The sequence below is a fragment of the Elstera litoralis genome (assembly GCF_000963705.1).
Classification (GTDB): domain Bacteria; phylum Pseudomonadota; class Alphaproteobacteria; order Elsterales; family Elsteraceae; genus Elstera; species Elstera litoralis.
Genome location: NZ_LAJY01000389.1, coordinates 1 through 1,915, shown reverse-complemented (window position 1 = coordinate 1,915; position 1,915 = coordinate 1). Strand labels below are relative to the sequence as shown.

At 59.6% G+C, this 1,915-nt stretch carries 3 protein-coding genes; 1 reads left to right on the top strand and 2 read right to left on the bottom strand.

Annotation, left to right across the window (positions count from 1 at the left end; all coding sequences use genetic code 11):
* Positions 1–215 (top strand): hypothetical protein (locus tag VZ95_RS27260; protein ID WP_408606096.1); only part of this gene is annotated, 215 nt, incomplete at its 5' end.
* Positions 216–303: 88 nt separating this feature from the next.
* Here VZ95_RS27260 and pgmG read toward each other — a convergent pair.
* Complete coding sequence (gene pgmG, locus VZ95_RS14215) at positions 304–1,689, bottom strand: phosphoglucomutase/phosphomannomutase PgmG (RefSeq protein WP_045776443.1); 1,386 nt, start codon at positions 1,687–1,689, stop codon at positions 304–306.
* A gap of 19 nt (positions 1,690–1,708) precedes the next feature.
* Positions 1,709–1,915 (bottom strand): UDP binding domain-containing protein (locus VZ95_RS14210; protein ID WP_045776442.1); only part of this gene is annotated, 207 nt, incomplete at its 5' end.

Below are 1,915 nucleotides of genomic sequence, written 5' to 3'. Positions count from 1 at the left end.
TCCGCAACAGCTTGCCCCTTTTTGAATATCAGTCGAGTAGCTTCAAAGCTCTCACGAGTGATCGAGGGCCGCAGGAGGAACTTTATCGCTTCTATAATAGTGCGACGAACTCCCACTTCTTCACGGTCTCCGAATCCGAGCGCGATACTATCATCGCGACTCTTCCGACCTTTAAATACGAAGGCGTTGCCTTTTATGTGGATGTCCTCGGCTAGGACCGTCCGGTAAATCACCCTAGAGCACTTCTGTTTTTTTAGAAAAGCGCTCTAGGGAATGTTTTTTGCGAAAAAAACGCCGCTTTTCTTAGAACTGCGGCGGCGTAACTCCGCTGGGCGCGAGCGCGTCCAGCAGGGCGGCCTTCAAGCGATCCAGCCCGGCTTCGTCGGCCGCCTCGCAGCGGGCGACCAGCACGTCTTGGGTATTGGAGGCGCGCAGCAGCCACCAACCATCCGGCGTCGTCACGCGCACGCCATCGACCGTGGAAACATTCGCGCCTGCCGCCGCCAATCTTTCTTTCACTTCCGTAACGACCGCGAATTTGCGCGTATCGGCGCAGGGAAAGCGCAGTTCCGGCGTATTCTGGCGCGTCGGCAGCTCGTCGCGCAGCGCGGCTAGGCTTTTTCCGGCCCAGGACACCGTTTCGAGCACGCGCACTGCCGCATACAGGGCATCATCGAAGCCATAATAGCGGTCGGCGAAGAAAATATGGCCGGACATTTCGCCCGCCAGCGGCGCGCCGGTCTGTTTCATCTGCTTCTTAATCAGCGAATGGCCAGTTGCGCCCATTAGCGGTGTGCCGCCGAGGCGGGCGATTTCGTCGAACAGCACTTGGCTGGCTTTGACATCGGCGATGATCGTCGCCCCCGGCAGATCGGCTAGCACGGGCCGCGCCAGCAGCGCGAGAATCTGATCGCCCCACAGCACCCGGCCCTGCCCATCGATGAGGCCGATGCGGTCGCCGTCGCCGTCAAAAGCAATACCGAGGTCGGCCTGATGCTCGGCCACCGCCGCCTTCAACTGCACGAGGTTCTTTTCTTCAGTTGGGTCCGGGTGATGGGCCGGGAAGGTGCCGTCGATCACTTCGTTTAGCAAAATATGCCGACCCGGCAGGCGGCGCGTCATGCGGATCATCGCATCCCCCGCAGCACCATTGCCCGCATCCCAGACGACCGTCAGCGGGCCGCCCCGGAACCCTTCGATCATTCGGGAAACGTAACGATCCATCAGATCGACCGAAATCGACGATCCTACGCCTTTTTTAAACCGCCCTTCGGCGGCAATCTTGCCAATTTCCTGGATCATCGCTCCATAAACCGGGCCGCCCAACAGCATCATTTTGAAACCGTTATAATCGGGCGGATTATGAGAGCCGGTAATCATGATCCCGGCTTCCAGCCCTTCCGAGGCAGTGGCGTAATAGAGCATCGGCGTCGGGCCGAGGCCGACGCGCGTCACCTGCGCGCCGGTGCTCATGATGCCATCGACCAGGGCCGCCTCAAGATCGGGCGAACTCAGACGGCCATCATAGCCCACGGCAATGCGCGGTGCCGCTTTGCCGCTTTGCTCGATCACATAGGAGCCGAACGCCTGCCCGAGTGCCTGCGCGTCCGCCCCCGAAAGGGTTTTGCCGACGATACCGCGAATATCATATTCCCGCAGAATGGTAGGCTCGAAGCGGTGGCCGCTCATGGCAGATCGTCCTTAAAAGTTATTGTACCGCCGGAAGCGACACGCGCCCGACGCAGGTATAATCGAACCCGGCAGTTGCCATCATATCCGGCTCGTAGACATTGCGCAGATCGACGAGAACCGGGCTTTTCAGCAAGCTCTTCACCCGTTTTAAGTCGAGCGCGCGGAATTCGTTCCATTCGGTGATGATAACCAGCGCATCGGCCCCGCCCATCGTCTCATAAGC

Bases quoted from the DNA above. Each gene is read 5' to 3' on its own strand.
- pgmG (WP_045776443.1), bottom strand. From the start codon at position 1,689: ATGAGCGGCCACCGCTTCGAGCCTACCATTCTGCGGGAATATGATATT.